Origin of the sequence: Lacticaseibacillus hulanensis (assembly GCF_004010095.1) — a bacterium.
Lineage (GTDB): Bacteria > Bacillota > Bacilli > Lactobacillales > Lactobacillaceae > Lacticaseibacillus > Lacticaseibacillus hulanensis.
In genome coordinates, this window is the sequence record NZ_RRYD01000020.1 from 1 (window position 1) to 16,577 (window position 16,577).

The window sequence follows — 16,577 nt, forward strand, 5'->3', positions numbered from 1 at the left end:
CGCAAGGTCCTAGGCTGGAAGACGCCATCAGAAGTTTACCTGGGTAAAAAGTTGCACTTGAGTTGACAATTCGTCGTGCAAAAAAAGATCACAGGGCCACACGATAACGATGGTGAATAGCAACTAAATAAATCTGCGGGGTACGTGGTAATGACTACTGATAAATTGGACGAGGAATGGGACCTGTACGATTGCAATCTGAACGTCGTTGGTCGGGCGCACCGGCGCGACAAGCTGCCAGCAGGGGTTTACCATTTGGCGGTCGGCTGCATTGTTTTCGACCAGAATGGTGCGGTGCTTATGCAGCAGCGGAGCCCGCAGAAGCTGACGCATCCGGGCGCCCTTGAACTGGGAGCTGGTGGGTCGGCTCTGCGCGGTGAAGATGGTCCAAGAGCCGCGATGCGGGAGCTCGCGGAAGAAATGCAGCTCCAGGTGGCAATCACCACTGCCGATCGCATCAGCCGCGAATTTTTTAGCTCGTGGCTTGAGGAATGGTTCGCCGTGCAGCTGCCGTTTTCGCTAGCAGACGTGCACGTGCAGCAAAGCGAGGTGGCGCAGGTATTGTTGTTGCCGGTGAACTTGGCAATCGCTAAGCTAGAAGCTGCTGGCAGCGATGACCAGGTCAAGCATTTACGCGCGGCCGCGGCTAAACTTGGACAAACACTTGAATAGTTATTCCGAGGACGCCTAGTGCGTTCTTTTTTGTTGCGGCCAATTTTTTCTGGACACGTTCGTCAAGTTGCGTTATGGTAACGGTATCATTTAGTAAACATTTCTGATTAGTTTTACTAAATTGTGGAGGGCATTAATGGCAACGATTAAGGACATTGCGCAGGCGGCCGGCGTCTCGAGCGCGACGGTTTCGCGGGTGTTAAACGCAGATTCAACGCTGCAGGTGGGTGCCGACACGCGGCAGCGGATTTTTGCAGTGGCGGAGAGCCTGAATTACAGCAAGCCGCAGCCAAAAACCACGGTTGCGGTCGGTACCGTCGCTGTGATTCAGTGGTACACGGCCGAGGCCGAAATGAACGATTTGTATTACCGGACGATTAGCTGGGGCGCCGAGACCACATTGCAGGCGCAAGGATTTCGCGTTGCGCGCAGTTTTGCGGACACGGATTTGCCCCCGGTGATTGATTTGCGGGGCATAATTGCAATCGGTAAGTTCAGCGATAAGCAGTTGCACAAGTTGGCGCGCCTGCACAAGCCACTGGTGGTGGTTGATCAGGATACGCTGAATTTAGGCATTAACTGTATTACCACCGACTTTGAGCACGCGGTGGCGTCTATTGTTCAACGGTTCATTGATTCCGGGCACAAGCACATCGGGATGATTGCGGGTCAGGAAACCACGAGTGATGGCCAGCAGCTTGCCGACCTGCGCCTGCGCGCGTTCACCGATTACACGCGGGCGTACCACCGCTTTGAGGACCGGTTTGTGTTTACGGGACCGTTTTCCATTGAGAGTGGCTATCAGCTGATGCAGCAGGCAATTAACACGCTTGGCGCCGACCTGCCGACCGCGTTTTTTGCGGCTAACGACACGCTCGCGATTGGCGCAATCAAGGCGCTGCACGAGGCAGGGCTGCGCGTGCCGGAAGACGTGAGCGTGATTGGCTTCAACGATTTGGCGGTGGGCCGTTACCTCACGCCAAGTCTGAGCACGGTCCACGTGGCGACGGAACAAATGGGTGCGGTCGCGGTTGATTTGCTCATGCAGCAGGACGGTCACCGGCACGCACCCGTCAATACCACGATTGCAAGTGACCTGGTCCTGCGCGAAAGCAGTAACTGGCAAAAGTAAAGCCGCGACTGCACCTGCAGGTATTAAGCAAATGGAGGATTATCATGGAAATTAGCGAACTAACCCAAGGCTTCATCGACGTTTTTGACAACCAGCCCACCGACTATTTCTTCGCTCCCGGACGCATCAACCTGATTGGGGAGCACACCGACTATAACGGTGGGCACGTGTTCCCGTGCGCAATCAGTCTGGGCACTTACGCGGCCGTACGGGCAAACGATAGCCACGAGTTTCACTTTTACTCCGGTAATTTCCCGGAAGATGACGTGCTGACCGTCAGCGGGAATCCGGGAACGCCGAAGTCTGGGCGCTGGGTGGATTATGCGCAGGGTATGCTGGCGGAACTGGCTAAAAATGGGGCGGAGTACAGCCACGGTCTGGACGTTTACATCAAGGGCGACCTGCCTGATGGTGCCGGCCTGTCGAGTTCCGCGTCACTGGAAATGCTCATTGGCGAAATTGCCAACCACATGTTTGCCCTCGATGTGCCGATGCTGCAGCGCGTGCGGCTTGGCCAGCAGGTGGAGAATAATTACGTTGGTGTCAATTCCGGAATCATGGACCAGTTTGCTGTGGGCATGGGGCAGGCGAACACGGCCACACTGCTGGATACGAACACGATGGAATACAAGCGCCTGCCACTTGACCTTGGCGACAACGTGGTGTTGATTATGAACACCAACAAACAGCGGCAACTGACGGACTCCAAATACAATGAGCGGCGCGGCGAGTGTGAGGCGGCCCTCGCTAAGCTCCAGACCAAACTGGACATTGCGAGTCTGGGTGAGCTTTCCGCGGAGCAGTTCGACGAGTACAGCTACCTCATTCCGGCCGAAAACGAACTGAAGCGGGCGCGGCATGCGGTGCTGGAAAACAAACGGACGCTGCGGGCGGCGCAGGCACTTTTGGACCGGGACCTAGCCACCTTTGGCCGACTGGTTAGCGCATCCGGGGTCTCGCTGCAGTTTGATTATGAGGTGACCGGCAAAGAACTAGACACACTCGTGCGGGCGGCACTGAACCAAGAAGGCGTTTTGGGCGCACGGATGACCGGCGCCGGGTTTGGCGGCTGCGCGATTGCACTGGTGCGCAAGGCGGCCGTCGACGCGGTGATTGCCACGGTGGGGCAAACGTACAAAGAGGTCATTGGTTATCCGGCGTCATTTTACGTGGCCAACATTGCGGATGGCCCGCGGGAACTAGATGTGCAGGCAAGGAAGGCGTAGTAATGGATGCAGTTGTTAGTTTTGTCAGCCACGTGTTAGCGGTCAACCCGCAATACGGCGAAATGGATCGGGTGTACCTAACCAACCGCGTTTTTGCACTGATTGGGGATGGCGCGGTGGACGTGGCTGACGGTGCGGCCACGCTCGACGTCCTCGATGCACTCGTGCAGTCGGCAACGGAGCGGGGCGTGATTACGGACACGGCCAGCGCCCGCGAAATTCTGGGCGCCGCACTGATGGATTTGGCGACACCGACGCCGGGGTTTGTTAATCGGGAATTCTGGGACCGCTACGGTGAGTCACCAAAAGCAGCCACCGACTATTTTTACCAGCTTAGTCGGGCGAATAATTACATTCAGACCCGGGCAATTGCGCGCAACGATTACTTCCAGGTCGCAACGGAGTACGGCGCCATGGAAATCACGATTAACCTGTCCAAGCCGGAAAAAGATCCGCGGGACATCGCGGCGGCGGCCAAGGCGCCCCAAAGCGGGTACCCGGAATGTCAGTTGTGCCTGCAGAATGAGGGTTACCGCGGCCGGGCGAACTGGCCGGCGCGCGCGAACCACCGCATTATCCGCATGGAAGTTGGCGGATCGGCGTGGGGCTTTCAGTATTCCCCGTACGCGTATTTCAACGAGCACGCCATTTTCCTCGACGAGATTCACCGGCCGATGCACATCACCCACCAGACGTTTACCAACCTGCTGGAGCTGACCACGACACTACCCCATTATTTTGTCGGCAGTAACGCCGATTTGCCAATTGTTGGCGGATCGATGCTGGCCCACGAACACTACCAGGGCGGCCGACATGATTTTCCAATGGCCAAGGCGCCGGTTGAAAGATCGATTCGACTGACTGGCTATCCGGACGTGCAGGCGGGCATCGTGAAGTGGCCAATGAGTGTAATTCGGCTGACGGGCAGTGACAAGGCGCGCCTTGCCGATGCCGCCGAGGTGATTCGGGCGGCGTGGGCAAAATATAGCGATGAATCCGTTGACGTACGGGCCTTCAGCGAAGACGGGACGGCGCACCACACCGTCACGCCAATTGCGCGGCGAGTGGGCACGGATTACCAGCTGGACCTGGTGCTGCGGGACAACCAAACCAGCAGCATGTACCCGGATGGCATTTTTCACCCGCACCAGGACGTGCAACACATCAAGAAGGAAAATATCGGCCTAATTGAGGTCATGGGCCTCGCCATTTTGCCGGCGCGGCTGCAAGAAGAGCTCACTCAGGTGCGCAACTACTTACTTGGCCAGGCCAACACGATGGCTGCTTACCACAAGCCGTGGGCGGATAATCTTGCCGCCAAGCACACGTGGACGGCGGCAAACGCGACGGAATTGCTGCAGGATGAGGTCGGCTACGTCTTTGCCCGCGTGCTGGAGGATGCCGGGGTGTTCAAGCATGACGCTGCCGGGCAAGCGGCGTTCGGGAAGTTTTGTGCGCTACTTTAAGACTTTCGCGGAGTTGGTGATTAACATGGGGCCACTTGGCTTTGCCGTGCGGCCATTGGTTACCCATGAACTGGAACTGAATATGTATAAAACAGACACACAGTGAGAATGATTTGTTCTCAATGTGTGTCTGTTTTTTGGCTGTAGCGGTCGATGGAGCCTGAATCTAGACGATTGCCGCAGCAACCATGGTGAAGTTTGCCCGCGGCCCCGTTTAGACTAGGAGGTCAGCCCGTACAACGTGAAGCGAACTCCTTTCATCACACCAGCTTGTAGTGCTCTAGCCCGCGCACGATGCCGTCGTGCATGTTGGAGCTGGTCACGTACTCCGCCTGCGTTTTGGCCACCGCCACGCCGTTACCCATGGCGATTGGGTGGTCCACGAGGCTGAACATTTGCAGGTCGTTCAACTGGTCCCCGAACGCGTATGAGGGGGCATTTGTCAGGTTCAGTGCGCGCAGTAAGTGCTCAATGCCGGTTTTCTTCGAGACGCCCGCCAGCATCGTGTCGAGGCCGCGAATGTTGTTGCGAACAAAGCTGAGTTGGCCGGCGAATTTCTTGGCGTAAGCCTGCTCGTGGTGCCGGTTGAAGACGAACATGAAGTTAACCTCGTTTTGCTTGTAAAAATTCGGATCAACCTGCGCGTTCAAGTTCAGCAGGTGGTAGTTGTCCACGGTGTCTTGCGACTTCTTGCTGATGGCAAAGCCCTGATTGTTGTACCACCCGACTGGATTGGCGTGCTCATTGGCAAAGCGGTTCACCGCCTTAATCAAGTCTTCGGGGATGGTTGCGGCATATATTTCCTGGCCGCGGCTGGCAACGTAAGATCCGTTGGCGCTGACGATGGTGTTGATGCCAGTTTGGTCAAGTACGTACTGGACCTCGAACACGTTGCGGCCGGTGGCAATGACCGGCAGCACGTTGTTTTGGCGCAGCTTGTCCAGGGCATCAACCGTTGTTTTAGCCACGGATTTGTCATCCCGCAGCAAGGTGCCGTCCAAATCAAAGAACACGACGGCGCTAAACTTGGGTGCATCCGCCATTTATGCCACCCCCAGTAGTTGCTTGCTGATGTTTGGCAGCGACAACTGACTGGTGGACGGGAAGACCATGGTGGCCGCCCGCAGTGCCTCCTTGTCGCCAATGCCGATGGACAATTCACCCGCGGCGTCAATGGCCTCAATCCCGGCCACCGCGTCTTCAATGCCGACACACTGGCGCGGCTCAAGGTCGAGGATAGCCGCAGCTTTGAGGAAGATTTCGGGTTCAGGTTTACCTTGGCTCAGCGTTCCTGGGTCCACGATTTTGGGGAAAAATTCGTCCAGTCCGAGACTGTGCAGGACGGCGGGCGCGTTGTGTGAGGCCGAGGCGATGCTCATCTGGTACCCGTGCTCCTTGAGGTCGGTGAGGAACTCGCGGATACCCGGCAAGATGTCGTCCGGGGTGAGCCCCGCGATTAATTCCTTGTAGTGCTCGTTTTTCTTGGTGGCTAGCTCTTCTTTCTGCGCCTTCGTGTACGCGCTCGCCTTGCCCCCGGCCTGCAGAATGATTTCCAGTGATTCCATTCGGTCAATGCCGCGCAGCCGGTTGGCCAGGTCATCACTCCACGGGGTGCCCACCTGATCGGCGATGGCGTGCCAAGCCTGCGAGTGGAAACGGGCGGTGTCGGTGATGACACCATCAACGTCGAAAATAAAGCCTTTAATTTGGTCAAATAAACTCATGTTACGTATCCTCCTGTCTGTGAACTTCACACTTGGATTTGGTGCGTTGCCTAGTAATCAACGCTGAATTCGTTATTTGCTTTGATGCTGACGGGTTTGCCCAGGACGGTCAAATCACAGTCGTGGTCACTCATGATCTTGATGGTGCTGTGCGTCAGTTTGAAGTGCAGCTTGGCGTTGCGGTACTGGCAGTTAAAGGCCAAACTGCACCACGTTGATGGCAGCTTCGGGTTAACGCTCGGTTTGTCGTCCAGCAGGTTGACCCCACCGTACAGCCGTTGCGCCACGTCGAGGGTTGCGCCCATGACGCCGAGGTGAATCCCCTCGGCCGTGGTGCCGCCCTGAATGTCGTAGTAATCCGAGAACAGGGCTTGCCGGAAGAGACGCCAGGACAAATTGGTGTGGCCGGCGATTCGGTCCAGGTACGCGTAGACGATGCGCGACAGGGTGGAGCCGTGGGTCGTGCGGTCCAGGTAGTACTGCAGGTTGCGGTCAAAGTAGTCCGCGGGCAGTTCGTAGCCCATGTCCTTGATGAGGCCGGTGACCGTGTCTTGGTTCAAAATAAAGTGGGCCATGAGCGTGTCAGCCTGCTTTGCAACCTGGTACGCATCGGGAGTTTTGCCCTCCGACTTCAGGATGCGGTCAAGACGCGCGATGTCCCCGTACTGTTTGCGGTAGTTGTCGAAGTTCAGTTCGGGCAGTTTGAAGTAGCCGGCGAACTGGCCGATAATCCCGTCCTCGTTCACATCGAGGTGCAGGTGGTGGCGAATGTCAGTCATCTTGGTAATGTCGCGGCTTGTTAAATCATTTGCGGCCAGCGCGGCCCCGAAGTATTCAGCCGGTGCTTTGTCCTGCAGCGTTGCGATGAGCTTGAACAACCAGGCAACACAGATATTGGTGTAGGCGTTGTCGGTGAGTCCGGGTTCGTCCGCGTTCGGGTAGCCTTCATGGAATTCGTCGGGACCCATGACGCGGTGAATGCTGTAACAACCGGTGTTCTGGTCGTAAATCACCATGCTCAGCCAGAACTTGGCAATCGCCAGCAGCATGATTAGTCCGTAGTGGTTCATGAAGTCGTTGTCGCGCGTGATGTGCCAGTAGAGCCATGTGTCGTAAGCAATTGCCAGTGAAACGTGGCGCTGCCGGCGACTGTTATCGGGATCCCACGTGTTGGTGAGGGGGTTGAGGTGAATTGATTGGGCCTGCTCGTCGCCGGTCTGGCCGGATTGCCACGGGTACATGGCCCCACTGCGCCCATTGTCCTTGGCGTATTGCTTGGCCGCGCCGAGGCGGTTGAAGCGGTACATCAACATGTTTTTGGCAATCGCGGGGGCGTGTTCGGTGTAAAACGGCATGACAAACATTTCGTCCCAGAAAACGTGCCCGCGGTAGGCCTCACCGTGCAAACCGCGCGCCCCGACGGAAGCATCGAGCTGCCCGGAAGCAAGCGCGCCGCCCGCGACGAGTAGGTGGAACGTGTTGACCCGCAACAACTTTTGGCTTGTGATGTCGCCGTCAATATTGGTGTCACTTGAATGCCACACCTGCTCGAAGAATTGCTGGGTGCTGGCAACCGTGTGGTCAAAGCTGGCAGCCGTGAGCTCGTCGTGCACTAGCTGCGGTAGGTCGGTATCCTTGCTCTCGCGACTGGTAAAAATCACCCCGGTTTTGTCGAAGGTGTAAGTTTGTTCGGCAACAACGGGGATGCTGACGCTCTGTTCAATGCTCCGGTTGCCGGGAGCCACCTTGATCTGGCCGGTGAGAGCGGTTGTTGGTGACGATAGCCGGGTCCCGATGGCGAATTGCACGCCGCTGTGGCGGGTTTGCCCCGTCAGCAGCACCCGGTCAGCGCGATTTTCCGTTCCCGTCACCACAACGTGCCAGTTGTCGAATTGCTGGTAGCGGTCGACGTTTTGGTTGCGCACGTCACCGTCGATGGTGCTGTAAACCTGCAGGGCACCAGAAAAATTCAGTGGTGTGATGCGGTAGCGAATACCGAAACGGTGCCAATGCTGCATGTCGGCCACCTTAGTGGTTTGAATGCGCAACTGATGGCCCGTTGAGAGGCTCACAAGCATGGTGGTGGTTAATTGGCCCGTTTTCAGGTCGAGGCTGCGGTAAAAATCTTGAATATCGCGCCGCTTAATTTGAAACGGGTTGGCGTGGTCAATGCCGAACGTCATGAACTGTGCGTTCGGCAAGTTCACGAGGTCCTCGTTGGTCACGTCACGCCCGTTGATTGTGGTTGTGTTCTGATTGTAGACCCCCGCGACATACGTGCCGGGGTAATTGTTCTCGTCGGCCTTGCTTTCGACGTACGCACCGCGCATCCCGAAGTAGCCGTTGCCGATGGTGAGCATGGCTTCCTGGCCGTAATTGCGTTTGCCGTCATACTGCCCGTAATAGTCCAGGTGCCAGCTTGCTTGGTCGCACTTGTCCTTGATGGCCGCTTCTAACCCGAGGCGATTGACGGTTGGCAGGGCGACAACGGGCACGTTGAACATGTTCGTGAGGGCGAGGCCAAGGTCGATACGCTGGTGGTTGAGGCCAACAATTGTGTCTGAAAATGAGTAGGATAATGGATTGACGACGATGATGACGTCAAAGTCGACCCCGGCAAGACGCACCCGGATATTCTCGAGGTTTGCGCCAATGCCCTGATTGGGGTTGTAGGCAATGAGCATGCGGCTTTGCGCATGACCGTCCTTGTCAATGTGGTTGGTGATTTCCAATGCTTCATCCATTACCTTAATTGAAATGGTGTGCATCTGAAGACTCCTTTCTGAAAATCCCTACACTTCAACCGTAACGCTATCTAACGTTAATGACAAACGGCACAGACGACAAATGGCCGAATAATCAGTTTTTATTGTTTATTGTCACATTACGACACGCACTGCCGCACAGGAGCGATTACAATTTTCAGGACAGAAGTTAAAACAATTTGCAGAAAAATCCCAGTGCGATTGATTGCCAGCGACAAACCATGCTGCCGATTTTGCACGCTTGAATTGAACGCAAAAAAAGCCACCCGCGTTTTGGCGGATGGCTCTTGCTGATGGACTATGCTTTTTGCGGAACGAACCAGAAATCCTGGTGGCCCACACTGATTTCGATGCGGTAAGGTTGTTCTTCCATGTCCTCACCATCAATCTGGGCAAATTCCTTGCTGGGGGTGCTGATTTCGAACCGTGGCGCGCGAACGTGGTGGCGACTCGGGCTCTTTACCGGCTTACCCATGATGGACGCGATGGCCTGCGTGGCGAAGGTGACCAGGTTGGGCCGGTCAACGACGATGAGGTCGAGTTCGCCGTCGTTCGGCACGGCACCGGGCAGAATGCGCACACCACCACCGAAGTACGGGTGGTTGGTTGTGGTGCACAGGTAGGCGTCATTGATACGCTCGGTCTTGCCATTGGCGGAAACCTCAACGGGGAATGGCTTGCGGCGGGTCAAAATCCGGATGACTTGGGCCATGTAGGCGAGCGAGCCCATGTGCAGGGTGTTAAGCAAAAACTTAGAGGTCGCGTGGTTGGCCGCGTTAACGACTGCCGCGTCGAACCCGATGCCGAAGTTATTAACGAAGAAGCCGCGTTTGCCACTTTGGAGTTCGACGTACTGGCCGATGTCCATGGCTACCGGCTTGTCGGCAGTGAGCACCTGGTCTAACGCCTCGAGTGGTTTGCGGGAAAGGTGCACTCCGCGGGCGAAGTCATTGCCGGAACCACCGGGGATGTACGCGATGGGCAAGTTGTACGGATTGCCGCTCAGGTGGAGGCCAGTGATGGCTTCGTTGAGTGTCCCGTCACCACCGATTACCAGCACGATGGATCCCTTTGCCGCCTCTGTTTTGGCAATTTGCTGAGCCAGGAGCACGGTGTGCCGTGGATACTGTGATTCATAGAGCGCAAACTGCACGTCACGTTCCACGAGCGCCTTGCTGATGACATTCCAAACAGCCTTGGCGTTACCGGAACCGGCAACGGGGTTATAAATAACGTGGAAAAATGGTGTGGACATGTTCAACCTCGGTCCTGAGTATTTACTCAAAATGATATTTATATTTTAGACATTTTTAGCGATGAGCGCAAAATTTTTTCATGTGGCAAGTGTCACTCAGTGGCGTAAACTGGGTGGTGTGGGCCGCAAATACGTGCTGCAACTGCGGGCAGAAGCGACTAAACTGGCGCTTGAGTGCCTGCAGCGGCGGCCTTTTGGGCAATTCAACTACAGCTTGATAGGCAAACTGGCCTGGACGTTTAATAATGCAGATGTTGGTTAACTGCCAAATGAAATTATTGCTCACGGAGGAAAGATTATGTACGTATTAGACACGCAAAAAATCGGGCGCAAAATCATGACGGCCCGCAAAGAAAAAAACATGACCCAACTGGCCCTCGCCGATCAACTCGGCGTCAGCTACCAGGCAATCAGTAATTGGGAACGCGGGCAGTCCGCGCCGGATATTGATAAGCTGCCAGACTTGGCGCAGGTCCTCGGCATTTCGCTTAACGACCTTTTTGACATGGATGATGCCGACAAGAAGGTTGTGTCAATTCGGCAGGAAGACGCGCCGGTTGACGCCACGACGCTCACTGAATTTGCCCCAATGATTAAGCCAGACACGCTGAGCAAGAAGGTGAGTGTCGACGCCGCGGACTTCAGCATTGATGACGTCAAAACGATTGCGCCATTTGTCAGCGAGGAAACGCTGGTTACGCTGATGAACGAACACGCGGATGCGAACAACTTTAACGAGCTGGTTGTGGTGGCGGCACCATTTCTCAGCAAGGAGTACCTCGCGCAGCAGGTGGACGTGCTCCTGGCTGGCAACAAGGAGGTCGACATGCGGACCGCGCGGCGCCTTCTGCCATTTCTGGATCAGGAAAAAGTGGACGCACTGCTTGCTCGCCGTGTTGCCCGCGGCGATGTTGATGACACTGAGCTGGTTTATTACTTCCCCTTTGCCAGCAAGAAGGCTCTCGGCGCAATTGTGAATGAGCACGAGCACGACATTAAGTTCATTCGCAAGGCTGCACCGTTTCTGGAACACGAACGGATTGACCAAATGTTCAAGCAGGCGGCGACAAAGAAGGACATTTCGCTTAGCGACCTAAATTCGCTGGCGCCGTTTGTATCATCAGGAGTGCTGAAGGACGTGGTGCTGGAACTGATTAATAATTCGGAGCACGAGATTAAGCTGCATGACCTGATGGGTTTGCTGCCGTTTCTCGGTGACAACGATATTCTGTCGCTCATTCACAAGTAGAGCCGGCCTGCGCTAGGTTACTACGGGAAAACGACTGTTGTGGTGGGCGACTTATCCGGGCGTTAGGTGCATCCATCTAGAAACTTGTCGGCATTGCCACGTGCTTTTTGTAGGTGACCAGCTCATTTACGCCGCAGCTGCGCAGAAGTTGTTTGGCCTGGACAAAGTTGCTCTCGAATTTGGTGCTCGTGTGGGCGTCGCTGCCGAGGGTCACGAGTCTGCCACCCATTTCCAGGTACCACCTGAGCACCAGTGTGTAGAGTTGCTCATTGTGCCAGCGATACATGGATTTAGTGTTCACCTCAAGGCTCATGCCGCGGCTGATGACCAGTTGCAAGATTTCCTTAATGGAACCTTCTGCCCATGCCGTCAGCTCGGTCGGCGTCACGTCGAGTACGCGCAGGCCGTAATCAAAATGGGCCAGAACGTCGGCGAAGGTCGTTTGCTGCAGGCCGGCAAGCATGCTCGCGTAGTAGGCTTGCACGTGCGCTTTTGGGTCGAGTTGGGTGAAGCTGGCGTCCTGGTAATCGTGGTGGCCGTTGTGGTGGAAGCTCAGCAAGATGATGTCGTAATCGTGGGCATCAAGGTAGGCGCGAATTGCGTCCATCCGCGGCGCGTAATATCCGACCTCGATACCGGTGCGCAGTTTGTTGCCAAATTGAGCAGATAGGCGCTGCTCCTCGGCCACATATTCCGCGTAATCTGGCACGTCATCAAGGCCGTGATCATCGGGGTTGCTCATTTCAAGGTGTTCAGTCGTCACGAACGGGTTACTCGTTTGGCGCAAGTAGTCGGCAAATTGCGCCTGGGAATCAAACGAGAAATGGGTGTGCACGTGCTGGTCAAAGTAGGTCATGGGAAGCCTCCTGTGCAAGATATTTGCTTAATTATAGTCTAGACGTCGCGGCAAAAGAAAACGGTGGGACTGCATACTGGATAAATAGAGCGGAAGCAGCCGAATTTAGTTCGGCCACTTCCGCTCTATTTGCGCTTAATTGATTAGCTGACCACAGAGCGTGATGGTGTTCCGTCCGTGGTTTTTCGAATTGTATAGGTGCTTGTCGGCGCGATTGTACACATCGAGGTAGTTTTGGTCATCATCAAGTGTGTGGTCCTGGCCGAGAGAGATTGTAATGCCAAACTCGGCACCATCATTGGTGGTGAAGTGGAGCTTGGCCATTTCGGTTTTGAGCATGCGGGCAAAACGTGCCGCACGGTTCAAGTCGTCATCAACACCGAACACGATGATACTGAATTCCTCACCGCCAGTCCGGTACGTCTTGGCGGGGTAGCCGGTTGTCTCGACTAACTCATTGAGGCGCGCTGAGACGGCAGTGAGCACTGCGTTGCCAACCAGATGGCCGTATTTATCATTAATCCGTTTGAAGTGATCGATATCAAACGTGAACAGGGAGATGTGTTTTTGCGCAGCCGCCATCCGTATGAAGGCATCGTGCAGGTCGGCGTCGAACATGCGGAAATTATTCAGCTTCGTCAGGTCGTCGACTTGGCCCTCCTTGCGCAGCCGCAATTCGCGCGCACGGCGGTTCACCAGCAGATTGTGGATGCTGCCCATGATGATGACGGTGAGTGCAAGGGTACCGATTTGCCACGGCCAGCCAACGACGATGTTGCCAACGGAATGGTAATTCGCAAACATGAGTGGTGCAACAAAAACGCCGGTAAAGGGAAGGTAGAAGTAGGCGTGGCGACTAATGGGTTCGTAAAAGTAGTTCCCAAAGGCCATGGTGATGATGGTGATTGCGGCCAGCGGTGGCCATTCACTGATTGGGACCCCGGCAAGGAAGTGGTACCACAGCGTGAGCAATGCGGTGGTGCTCCAAAACATTGGGCGGCTGCGACCATCGCCTAGCAGGGCGTAGACAATTGCCGTGGCCTGAAAGTTCAGGTAGTTCCACCCGTAGCCGACTGGCGTTAGGGCCTCACTTCTACCCCAAACGGAGGCGAAGTGGAAGATGATGAGCACGAACCACAGCGCTGCAATTTCAATCCACTGCCGATTTTTGAGTATCCATGGATTGTTGATGTGCGGAGTTTCGCGGAGCCACGTAAACAACACACCAAAGGCAACCAGGACGGCCTGATTTGTGATAAATGTTGTTATGCGTAAGCCCCAAATAACCATCAATGTCCACCTCACCGTCATCTATTTAGGGATTTTATCATGAAAGCGCTAATATTGTTAGAAAAACTATGTTTCGCGATAACGTATGGTTACTAGAAGCAGTTGCGGCTACTGGATTGTAATTCCGCGAACGGTAATCTTGTTACGACCCCGGTTCTTCGAGTTGTAGAGGAACTTGTCGGCACGGTTGTACACGTCGAGGTAATTCTGGTCATCGTCTTGAACGCGGTCTTGCCCCATGGAAATAGTCAGTTGGAATTCGGTGCCATCGGGGGCGCTGAAGCGTAATTTTTCAATTTCCTGTTTGACGAGCTTGGCCGTGCTGACCGCAACGGCGAAGTTCTCCTCAATATCAAACGTGATGAAGGTAAACTCCTCGCCGCCCGTCCGGTAACACCGAGCTTCGTAACTGAGGGTTTCCGTCACTTCAAGCAGGCGGTGCGCCACCGCGTGCAGAACGTCGTTGCCAACAAGGTGTCCATACTTGTCGTTAATCCGTTTGAAGTGGTCAATGTCGAACGTGTACAGTGCAAACTTCTTGTGGGTGGCGCGCATGCGGATAAATTCGTTTTGTAAATCCGAATCGAACACGCGGAAGTTATTCAACTGCGTGAGTTCGTCGATGGTGGCCTCGGTGACAAGTGTGGCTTGGCGCTGGCGGTTGCGTTTGAGCTGGTGGTAGATAATCCACAAGATGGTTAGCAAAATAGCGTAGTTAAAGAGGAGCCACGGCCAACCAATATCAATACCATTCAGCGAAATCAGGTTGGCAATGTAAAATGGCAGTGCAAACAGGTAACCAAATGGGAAAAACAGGTAAACGTGCTTCAGAATCACATCGCTGTAGCGGTATAACAACCACATGGTGAAGATGGTGGCCAGCTCTAGGAAAACCCACTCATCCACGCGTGGCATCCACCAGTACCACACCGTCAGCAGGGCAATCAGGCTCCAAAAAACGTGGCGTGGTGGCCGGTCGAACAGCGCGTAGATAATGACGGCGATTTGGCAGTTCATGTAGTTCCAGCCAAAGCCGACCGGGTTTTTGGCGTCAGCCATGCTCAAAACGGAGGCGAAGTGGAACAGAAGCAGTACGGCCCAGGCCAGCGTGCCCAGCAAAAAAGCACGTGATTTCACAAGCTTAGTCTTTTTGGTGTTAAGCAGCCATGTGTACAAGAAGGTATAGGCCACCAAAACGGCGCTGTTGGTAATGAACGTGGTTATCCGTAATCCCCAAGTTACCATGTGCTACCCCCGGTTCAGGTGGGGGTGGCTGCACTAGGCACCAGCCACTACACCTAAACGATACAAATCATACATAACCACCTTAATATTACCACATAAATATTGTTATTAAAGGGCTTCCAATAAGCTTGCTTGCGCGGTTTGGCCGGTTGTTCAGTGGTACACATTATTTTCGTTTTACGGTTGGGATTAGCACGTGATTCTTCGTACAAAAAAAGCCCACACAAAGATGAAATTAACTTTGTGCGGGACTCAATTGTTTTACCGAAGCGTGACCCCACGAATTGTGAGGGCGTCACGGCCGTTGTTCTTGGAACTGTACAGGTACTGGTCGGCCCGGTTGTAAATGTCGAGGTAGTTCTTGTCGTCAGCCGTAGCTCGGTCTTGACCCAAGGAAATGGTAATGTGGACCGTATCGCCGTTGAACGTGAAGCTGAGTTGGCTTAGCTTTTTGCTAATTTCCCGAGAGATTTCGGTTGCCCGGTCCATGCTCTCCACAACGTCGAAGAGAAGAATACTGAATTCTTCCCCGCCGGTGCGGTAGGTGCGCGCCTCGTATTCAATGTTGCCCGTAATTTCGCGTAGCTGCTGGGAGACGGCCTTCAGAACCTCGTTGCCGGCAAGGTGCCCATAACGGTCGTTGATGCGCTTGAAGTGGTCAATGTCGAGTGTGTACAGTGCGTAAAGCTCTTGATGATCAACGTAGCGATTGTACGCGGCGTGCAGGTCGGCATCGAAACTGCGGAAGTTGGCGATTTGGGTGAGGTCGTCGATGGTCGCGTCGTGGACCAACTCGGATTCCTGCTCGGAGTGCATGGTTAGCCGGCTATTAAGCTCCCAGATTGTTGCCAGGATGATGAACATCGAGGCTATCTGCCAAATCCAGCCGACGTCAATCCCCTTCAGGCCGTAGTAGTTCGCGATGAAAAACGGGGTCGAGAGCAGAAAACCAACAATGTAGAACCGCAGACGACTGTGCGCGATGAGGTGAGTGTAGCGTTGAATTGCCCAGAAGAGGATCAAGGTCGAGATGGTGATGGGGACCCAGAATCTGAAAGCGGGCATCCAGACGAACCAAATGGCAATTATGGCGATTAATGAAATGAGCATCGACCGGGTGCGCGTGGATAATAGCGCATAGTAAATCGTTGCAATTTGGAAGTTGAGGAAGGTCCACCCATACCCAATGGAGTTCTGCTGATTCATGATGCTCAGCACCGATGATGTGTGGAAGAAAAGGAGGAATGCAACGGTAACCAGAATGAGCAGGGCGTTTCGATATTTACCGGTCCATTCCAGCTTTTCGTTGGTTTGCAGCCAATCGTATAAATAGATGAATGCCAGCAAAACAATGAAGTTTGTTAAAAATGTTGTCACACGTAATCCAACCGCGGCCATGTTATTCCCCCTCTCCCCTTACATATCAGTTTCAGTTCACAATTATAGCACAAGAGGTGGCTGTCTACCTCCTTTTTTGCATGGAATAGCTTGAAATGTTTTCATCGGAATACCGTTATTTCATTGATAGTTACAGAAAAAACCCACCATGCTGGTGGGCTTTTTCTGGTATTGGTATAGGTTAATTCAGAAGACGTTTCAGTGGCTAACTTTCGGGAAATCTCCGAATGCTTAGCCCGAAACATTGTGGTTTGGTTTTGCGGTGACAAATTCCGATTCATTGTCTCAGTAGGTGGTAG

At 54.3% G+C, this 16,577-nt stretch carries 14 protein-coding genes; 6 read left to right on the top strand and 8 right to left on the bottom strand.

The window, feature by feature from the left end:
* Positions 1–150: 150 nt before the first annotated feature.
* From EKN00_RS06400 to EKN00_RS06415, 4 genes are all read left to right on the top strand, one after another.
* Positions 151–672 (top strand): NUDIX domain-containing protein, encoded by a 522-nt coding sequence (locus EKN00_RS06400; protein ID WP_127849314.1) that lies wholly within the window; start codon positions 151–153, stop codon positions 670–672.
* 136 nt (positions 673–808) lie between these two features.
* Positions 809–1,804, top strand: coding sequence for a LacI family DNA-binding transcriptional regulator (locus tag EKN00_RS06405; protein WP_127849315.1), 996 nt, complete (start codon positions 809–811; stop codon positions 1,802–1,804).
* Positions 1,805–1,848: 44 nt separating this feature from the next.
* Positions 1,849–3,030 (top strand): galactokinase, encoded by a 1,182-nt coding sequence (locus EKN00_RS06410; RefSeq protein WP_127849316.1) that lies wholly within the window; start codon positions 1,849–1,851, stop codon positions 3,028–3,030.
* A 2-nt stretch (positions 3,031–3,032) separates the two neighbouring features.
* The gene (locus EKN00_RS06415; protein WP_127849317.1) at positions 3,033–4,496 is read left to right on the top strand and encodes a UDP-glucose--hexose-1-phosphate uridylyltransferase; all 1,464 of its coding nucleotides are present in this window, start codon (positions 3,033–3,035) and stop codon (positions 4,494–4,496) included.
* A gap of 260 nt (positions 4,497–4,756) precedes the next feature.
* Here the strand turns inward: EKN00_RS06415 and EKN00_RS06420 are convergent, their stop codons facing one another.
* The 4 genes from EKN00_RS06420 to EKN00_RS06435 form a co-directional block, all read right to left on the bottom strand.
* Complete coding sequence (locus tag EKN00_RS06420) at positions 4,757–5,539, bottom strand: Cof-type HAD-IIB family hydrolase (RefSeq protein WP_127849318.1); 783 nt, start codon at positions 5,537–5,539, stop codon at positions 4,757–4,759.
* Complete coding sequence (gene pgmB, locus EKN00_RS06425; RefSeq protein ID WP_127849319.1) at positions 5,540–6,220, bottom strand: beta-phosphoglucomutase; 681 nt, start codon at positions 6,218–6,220, stop codon at positions 5,540–5,542.
* 50 nt (positions 6,221–6,270) lie between these two features.
* On the bottom strand, positions 6,271–8,988 hold the full coding sequence (locus EKN00_RS06430) for a glycoside hydrolase family 65 protein (protein WP_127849320.1): 2,718 nt from the start codon (positions 8,986–8,988) through the stop codon (positions 6,271–6,273).
* A 295-nt stretch (positions 8,989–9,283) separates the two neighbouring features.
* Positions 9,284–10,240 carry a diacylglycerol/lipid kinase family protein gene (locus EKN00_RS06435; RefSeq protein WP_127849321.1) on the bottom strand — a complete coding sequence of 319 codons (957 nt, stop codon included), beginning with the start codon at positions 10,238–10,240 and terminating at the stop codon, positions 9,284–9,286.
* A gap of 61 nt (positions 10,241–10,301) precedes the next feature.
* Between EKN00_RS06435 and EKN00_RS06440 the strand changes: the two genes are divergently transcribed.
* On the top strand, positions 10,302–10,502 hold the full coding sequence (locus EKN00_RS06440; protein WP_127849322.1) for a hypothetical protein: 201 nt from the start codon (positions 10,302–10,304) through the stop codon (positions 10,500–10,502).
* A gap of 36 nt (positions 10,503–10,538) precedes the next feature.
* The gene (locus tag EKN00_RS06445; protein WP_127849323.1) at positions 10,539–11,489 is read left to right on the top strand and encodes a helix-turn-helix domain-containing protein; all 951 of its coding nucleotides are present in this window, start codon (positions 10,539–10,541) and stop codon (positions 11,487–11,489) included.
* Between the two features lie 76 nt (positions 11,490–11,565).
* Here EKN00_RS06445 and EKN00_RS06450 read toward each other — a convergent pair whose 3' ends face one another.
* The 4 genes from EKN00_RS06450 to EKN00_RS06465 form a co-directional block, all read right to left on the bottom strand.
* On the bottom strand, positions 11,566–12,345 hold the full coding sequence (locus tag EKN00_RS06450) for a PHP domain-containing protein (protein WP_127849324.1): 780 nt from the start codon (positions 12,343–12,345) through the stop codon (positions 11,566–11,568).
* 135 nt (positions 12,346–12,480) lie between these two features.
* Positions 12,481–13,635: a GGDEF domain-containing protein gene (locus EKN00_RS06455; RefSeq protein WP_164848054.1), complete on the bottom strand. Its 1,155-nt coding sequence runs from the start codon at positions 13,633–13,635 to the stop codon at positions 12,481–12,483.
* Between the two features lie 108 nt (positions 13,636–13,743).
* Positions 13,744–14,880 carry a GGDEF domain-containing protein gene (locus EKN00_RS06460; protein WP_127849326.1) on the bottom strand — a complete coding sequence of 379 codons (1,137 nt, stop codon included), beginning with the start codon at positions 14,878–14,880 and terminating at the stop codon, positions 13,744–13,746.
* 261 nt (positions 14,881–15,141) lie between these two features.
* Positions 15,142–16,278, bottom strand: a complete 1,137-nt coding sequence (locus EKN00_RS06465; RefSeq protein ID WP_127849327.1) for a GGDEF domain-containing protein — start codon at positions 16,276–16,278, stop codon at positions 15,142–15,144.
* Between the last annotated feature and the right edge of the window lie 299 nt (positions 16,279–16,577).

What these genes read in the sequence shown, in the direction of transcription:
- EKN00_RS06400 (WP_127849314.1), top strand. Translation starts at nt 151, where the DNA reads ATGACTACTGATAAATTGGACGAGGAATGGGACCTGTACGATTGCAAT.
- EKN00_RS06405 (WP_127849315.1), top strand. Translation starts at nt 809, where the DNA reads ATGGCAACGATTAAGGACATTGCGCAGGCGGCCGGCGTCTCGAGCGCG.
- EKN00_RS06410 (WP_127849316.1), top strand. Translation starts at nt 1,849, where the DNA reads ATGGAAATTAGCGAACTAACCCAAGGCTTCATCGACGTTTTTGACAAC.
- EKN00_RS06415 (WP_127849317.1), top strand. Translation starts at nt 3,033, where the DNA reads ATGGATGCAGTTGTTAGTTTTGTCAGCCACGTGTTAGCGGTCAACCCG.
- EKN00_RS06420 (WP_127849318.1), bottom strand. Translation starts at nt 5,539, where the DNA reads ATGGCGGATGCACCCAAGTTTAGCGCCGTCGTGTTCTTTGATTTGGAC.
- pgmB (WP_127849319.1), bottom strand. Translation starts at nt 6,220, where the DNA reads ATGAGTTTATTTGACCAAATTAAAGGCTTTATTTTCGACGTTGATGGT.
- EKN00_RS06430 (WP_127849320.1), bottom strand. Translation starts at nt 8,988, where the DNA reads ATGCACACCATTTCAATTAAGGTAATGGATGAAGCATTGGAAATCACC.
- EKN00_RS06435 (WP_127849321.1), bottom strand. Translation starts at nt 10,240, where the DNA reads ATGTCCACACCATTTTTCCACGTTATTTATAACCCCGTTGCCGGTTCC.
- EKN00_RS06440 (WP_127849322.1), top strand. Translation starts at nt 10,302, where the DNA reads ATGAGCGCAAAATTTTTTCATGTGGCAAGTGTCACTCAGTGGCGTAAA.
- EKN00_RS06445 (WP_127849323.1), top strand. Translation starts at nt 10,539, where the DNA reads ATGTACGTATTAGACACGCAAAAAATCGGGCGCAAAATCATGACGGCC.
- EKN00_RS06450 (WP_127849324.1), bottom strand. Translation starts at nt 12,345, where the DNA reads ATGACCTACTTTGACCAGCACGTGCACACCCATTTCTCGTTTGATTCC.
- EKN00_RS06455 (WP_164848054.1), bottom strand. Translation starts at nt 13,635, where the DNA reads ATGGTTATTTGGGGCTTACGCATAACAACATTTATCACAAATCAGGCC.
- EKN00_RS06460 (WP_127849326.1), bottom strand. Translation starts at nt 14,880, where the DNA reads ATGGTAACTTGGGGATTACGGATAACCACGTTCATTACCAACAGCGCC.
- EKN00_RS06465 (WP_127849327.1), bottom strand. Translation starts at nt 16,278, where the DNA reads ATGGCCGCGGTTGGATTACGTGTGACAACATTTTTAACAAACTTCATT.